Source organism: Peterkaempfera griseoplana, from assembly GCF_001418575.1.
GTDB classification, from domain to species: Bacteria; Actinomycetota; Actinomycetes; order Streptomycetales; family Streptomycetaceae; genus Peterkaempfera; species Peterkaempfera griseoplana.
Window position 1 is genome coordinate 1 of the sequence record NZ_LIQR01000424.1, and the last position, 4,463, is coordinate 4,463.

Here is a 4,463-nt window from a genome sequence, read left to right on the forward strand (position 1 = left end):
ACCCTGGCTCCCCGCAGCGGCCCGGCGACGCCCACGGCAGCAGCCCCGACCCCCGGCTGCTGAGGATCACCCCGCAGGAGGTGCTGGACGCGGTCGCGGCGCTGCCCGTCCCCGCCGGCTGCCCCGGGGAGACGCCGTGACCGCCCGGGGCGCCCCCTGCCCCGTCGGCGTCGTGGTGATCACCCGCAACCGCAGGGAGAGCCTGCTGCGCACCCTGCGGCACCTGGCGCGGCTGCCGGAAAAACCCCAGGTGGTGGTCGTCGACAACGCCTCCGCGGACGGCACCCCGCAGGCCGTACGGCAGGCCCACCCCGCCGTGCGGGTCCTCGGGCTGGGCAGCAACCGGGGCGCCGCGGCGCGCAACACCGGAGCCGCGGCCCTGACCACCCCGCTGATCGCCTTCTGCGACGACGACTCCTGGTGGGCCCCGCACGCCCTCGACGCCGCCGCCGGCCACTTCGCCCGCCACCCCAGGCTCGGGCTGCTCGCCGCAGCCGTCCGGGTCGGCCCGGACGAGCAGCCGGACCCGCTGGACTCGGCACTGGCCGCAGCCCCGCTGGGCCGCAGCCCCGACCTCCCCGGCCCCTCGGTCCTCGGCTTCCTGGCGTGCGCCGCCGTGGTCCGCCGGGAGGCCTTCCTGGACGCGGGCGGCTTCCTTCCGATGCTGCGCATCGGCGGCGAGGAGGCCCTGCTGGCCCTGGACCTGGCCGCCGCGGGCTGGGGCCTGGCGTACTGCCCGGACGTCATCGCCCACCACCACCCCCACCCGGGTCCGCGCACCGGCCGCAGCGCACTCCAGCACCGCAACCGGCTGCTCACCGCCTGGCTGCGCAGGCCGCTGCCGTACGCGCTGCGGGCCACGGCGCGGCTCGCCCGCGACGCCTCCGAGGACCCACAGGCGCGACGGGCCCTGCTGTCGGCGCTGCTGCGGCTGCCCGACGTGGTGCGCCACCGGGCCCCGCTGCCGCCCTGGGTCGAACGCTCGGCCCGGCTCCTGGACGACTGACCGCGCCCCGGCCGGAGGGACCAGCGCATGACGCACGACCGCCGCACCACCGTGGTGGTGATCGCCCACAACCGGCGCGACAGTCTGCTGCACAGCCTCGACCGGCTGGCCGAACTGCCGGAACGGCCCCCGGTGGTGGTGGTCGACAACGCCTCCACCGACGGCACCGCCGGAGCCGTACGCCGCCGGCACCCCCGGACCCGGCTGCTCACCCCCGCGCTCAACCTCGGCGCCTGCGGCCGCAACCTCGCCGTCCGCGACGTCACCACCCCCTATGTGGCCTTCAACGACGACGACTCCTGGTGGCACCCCGGCTCGCTGGGCGCCGCCGCCGACCTCCTCGACCGGTGTCCCACCGTCGCCGCGGTCACCGGACGGATCGTCGTCCACGGCGACGACGGCCGCCCGCCGACGGAGGACCCGGTCGTCGCCGAGCTGCGTGACTCCCCGCTGCCCCGGCCGAGCTGGCTGCCGGGCCCCGCCCTCGGCTCCTTCCTGGCCGCCGCCACGGTCCTGCGGGCTGACGCCTTCCGTGCGGCCGGCGGCTTCTCCCCCCGACTGTGGCTGGGCGGCGAGGAGGAACTGCTGGCAGCCGACCTGGCCGCCGCCGGCTGGTGGCTGGTGTACGACGCGGCGCTCACCGTGCACCACCGGCCCGCCGGACGCGACACCGCGCTGCGCCGGCGGAACGGCATCCGCAACACCCTGTGGACCTGCTGGCTGCGCCGGCGCCCGTGCGCCGCGCTGCGCCACACCGGACGAGTCCTCGCCGGGGCGCCGCATGACCGGGTCACCGCGCTGGCCGTGGCCGAGGCCCTGGCCGGACTGCCGTGGGTGCTGCGGGAACGCCGCCGGCTGCCCCCGCTGGTGGAGTCCCGGCTGCGGCTGCTCGACGCGCCGCAGCACCGCTCGGAGGCCAGGCGCTATGTCGGCTGACGCCGTGGGCCCGCACCCGCCCGCCGGGCCGGGCCGGGTCCTGCTCACCGGATGGTTCAGCTTCCTGCACGGGGAGGCCACCGCGGGGGACGTCCTGGCCCTGGAAGCCGTCCGGCGGGCCCTGGACGGCGCCGGGATCCCGCACGACACCGCCTGGTCGCCCGCCTTCCGGCCGGACGGGCTCAGCCTCGACCGGGCCGCACCGGACCGCTACCGCCAGCTGGTCTTCGTCTGCGGCCCCGTGCACTCGGTCGCCCCCGGCCCCGGGATCACCGCGCCCCTGCTGGACCTCCACCGCCGCTTCCGGCACGTCCGCAGGATCGCGGTGGGGGTATCCGTGCTGGACCCGGACGACCCGGCGCAGCGGGGCTTCGACAGGGTGCTGCCACGGGACGGGGCCGGTCCTGCCGTACCGGACCTGGCGGCCTTCGCCCCGGTGCCCGGCGCGGTGCCGGTCGTGGGGGTGATCCTCACCGGGGGCCAGGCGGAGTACGGTTCCCGGCGCCGCCACGAGCAGGTCGCCCGTACCGTGGGCCGGTGGCTGCGCGGCCTCGACGCCGCCCGCCTCCCCCTGGACACCCGGCTGGACACCGCCGACTGGCGCAGTCCCGCCACTCCGGGACAGCTGCACAGCCTGCTCGCCCGCCTGGACGCCGTGGTGACCACACGGCTGCACGGGCTGGTGCTGCCGCTGCGGGCCGGCGTCCCCGTCGTCGCCGTCGATCCGGTGGCGGGCTCCGCCAAGGTCTCGGCGCAGGCCCGGGCCCTGCGGTGGCCCGCCCTGCTGGGCGCGGACGAGACGGAGGACCGGTCCCTGGACCGGTGGCTGCGCTGGTGCCTCTCGGCCGACGGCCGGGCCCTGGCCCGGCGGACGCGGCTGCGGCTGACGGGCACCGCCGCGCAGGACGCCGGTCTGCCGGCCGCGTTGCTGCGCGAGCTGGGCCGGAGCCCCGGCTGAGCCTCCCGTACGCCGGTGGCCGTCGGCCCAGGGGCTCGGCGTGATTGCCCCGGCCCGGCCGGGGCACGCGCCCGGGGGTGCGGCTCCCACGGCTGCGGATCCGGCGCGGCAGGGCCGGCACTCTCGCGGAGAGGAAGCCATGAGCCGTCCCCGACCCCAGCGTCCGTCCTCGGCACCCCCGGCAGCGGCCGCCGTCGCCCACGACCCGGCCCCCACGGCGGGGCGGCCCGCCGAGGTGTGGGCCCGGGTCCGCTCACTGATGCCGCGAGCCCGCGCGGACCTGGCCGAGCTGGTGGCGCTGCCGACCGTGGCGGGCGACAGCGGGAAGCGGACGGATGACGCGATGCGGACGGCGGCCGGCCGGCTGGTGGAGGCCTTCGCCGCCGCCGGGCTGCCCGAGGCCGGCACGGTGGAGACGCCGGGGGCGGCACCCGTGGTGGTCGCCCGGCGGCCGCCCGGCCCCGGCGCCCCCACCGTCCTGCTGTACGGCCACTACGACGTGCAGCCACCGGGGGACCCGGACGCCTGGCTCTCCCCGCCCTTCCGGCTCACCGAACGCGGGGGCCGCTGGTACGGGCGCGGGGCTGCCGACTGCAAGGGCAACGTCCTGATGCACCTGACCGCACTGCGGGCGCTCGGCCCGGATGGTGGTGCCCAGCAGGTCCTCGCGGGACTTGAGGACGGCGGGTGGGCGAGGTGCAGCCGGGCGTCCCATCCGGGGTCCACCCACACGGGCTCCACACCGGAGAGGATCAGGCCGGCCACCACCGACTTGTGCGCGTCACGTCCGACGACCAGCTTCTCGTGCGGCCCCGCCACCGCCAGCATGGCCGACTTGACGGACAGTGAACTGCCGCAGGTGGAGAAGAAGGTCTGGTCGGCGTGCACGGCTTCGGCCATCAGCTGCTGTGCGTGCTCCAGATAGCCGTTGGAGGAGGTGCGGTCGTCCAGGCCGCTGATCGCCAGCACGTCCGACCGGAACACGTCGGCGCCCAGCACCCGGACCACCCGGGGGTCGGCGCCGCGCCCCTGCTTGTGCCCCGGCGGGGTGAAGGACCGCCGCGGGTTGAGATGGGAGGCGGCGAGCGCCTCGAGTACGGGGCAGCGCGTCTGGTCCATCCCGGTCACCTTTCCCGTCCGTGCCGTCCGCCCCTCGTCCGGGGGTCTTCGCTCCGGTGCGCCACCTACCCGCCGCCAGCAGGCCCCATGTCGGCGGCGACCCGATGCCGCTGCCCGGGCCCGGGGCGTACGGCGGTGCGGCCGGCCCGCACCCGAGAGGCCGGACGGGGGCGCTCCCTGAATGCGGCGATTCCGTTTACCGGTGACGGACCTGGTTACCCGGCATCGGCCGGAACCAGATCTCAGGAGGCGTTGTGGCTGAACCGGGACCCGCGAAGAAGATCGTCGACAAGTTGGTGGAGGCAGCGGAGGGACTCACGTCCGGCAAGCGCCCGGAGGTGCCCGGTGTCCCGGGAGCGGAACCACCGCAGGTGCCCGAGCCCACCGAGCCCCGGCCGCCGCTGCCGCCCAAGCCGGACCAGCGGGCTCCGGAGCCCCTGTCGG

4 protein-coding genes and 2 pseudogenes are annotated in these 4,463 nt (G+C 77.2%); 5 read left to right on the forward strand and 1 reads right to left on the reverse strand.

The features are described 5' to 3' along the window. The first annotated feature begins 136 nt into the window (after positions 1-136). From AOK09_RS28475 to AOK09_RS42600, 4 genes and pseudogenes are all read left to right on the forward strand, one after another. On the forward strand, positions 137-1,006 hold the full coding sequence (locus AOK09_RS28475; RefSeq protein WP_055590117.1) for a glycosyltransferase family 2 protein: 870 nt from the start codon (positions 137-139) through the stop codon (positions 1,004-1,006). 27 nt (positions 1,007-1,033) lie between these two features. After that, positions 1,034-1,942 (forward strand): glycosyltransferase family 2 protein, encoded by a 909-nt coding sequence (locus tag AOK09_RS28480; protein WP_055590118.1) that lies wholly within the window; start codon positions 1,034-1,036, stop codon positions 1,940-1,942. After that, positions 1,932-2,900: a polysaccharide pyruvyl transferase family protein gene (locus AOK09_RS28485; protein WP_055590119.1), complete on the forward strand. Its 969-nt coding sequence runs from the start codon at positions 1,932-1,934 to the stop codon at positions 2,898-2,900. The genes AOK09_RS28480 and AOK09_RS28485 overlap by 11 nt, the downstream gene beginning before the upstream one ends. Before the next feature lie 343 nt (positions 2,901-3,243). Beyond that, positions 3,244-3,492, forward strand: a pseudogene (locus tag AOK09_RS42600) (M20/M25/M40 family metallo-hydrolase); the annotation flags it as partial. A gap of 26 nt (positions 3,493-3,518) precedes the next feature. Here AOK09_RS42600 and AOK09_RS28490 read toward each other — a convergent pair. Further along, positions 3,519-4,019 (reverse strand): annotated as a pseudogene (locus AOK09_RS28490) (ornithine decarboxylase); the annotation flags it as partial. Between the two features lie 254 nt (positions 4,020-4,273). Between AOK09_RS28490 and AOK09_RS40470 the strand changes: the two are divergent. Next, a partial coding sequence (locus AOK09_RS40470; protein WP_157876063.1) for a hypothetical protein occupies positions 4,274-4,463 on the forward strand: 190 nt, incomplete at its 3' end.

Bases quoted from the DNA above. Each gene is read 5' to 3' on its own strand.
- AOK09_RS28480 (WP_055590118.1), top strand. From the start codon at position 1,034: ATGACGCACGACCGCCGCACCACCGTGGTGGTGATCGCCCACAACCGG.
- AOK09_RS28485 (WP_055590119.1), top strand. From the start codon at position 1,932: ATGTCGGCTGACGCCGTGGGCCCGCACCCGCCCGCCGGGCCGGGCCGG.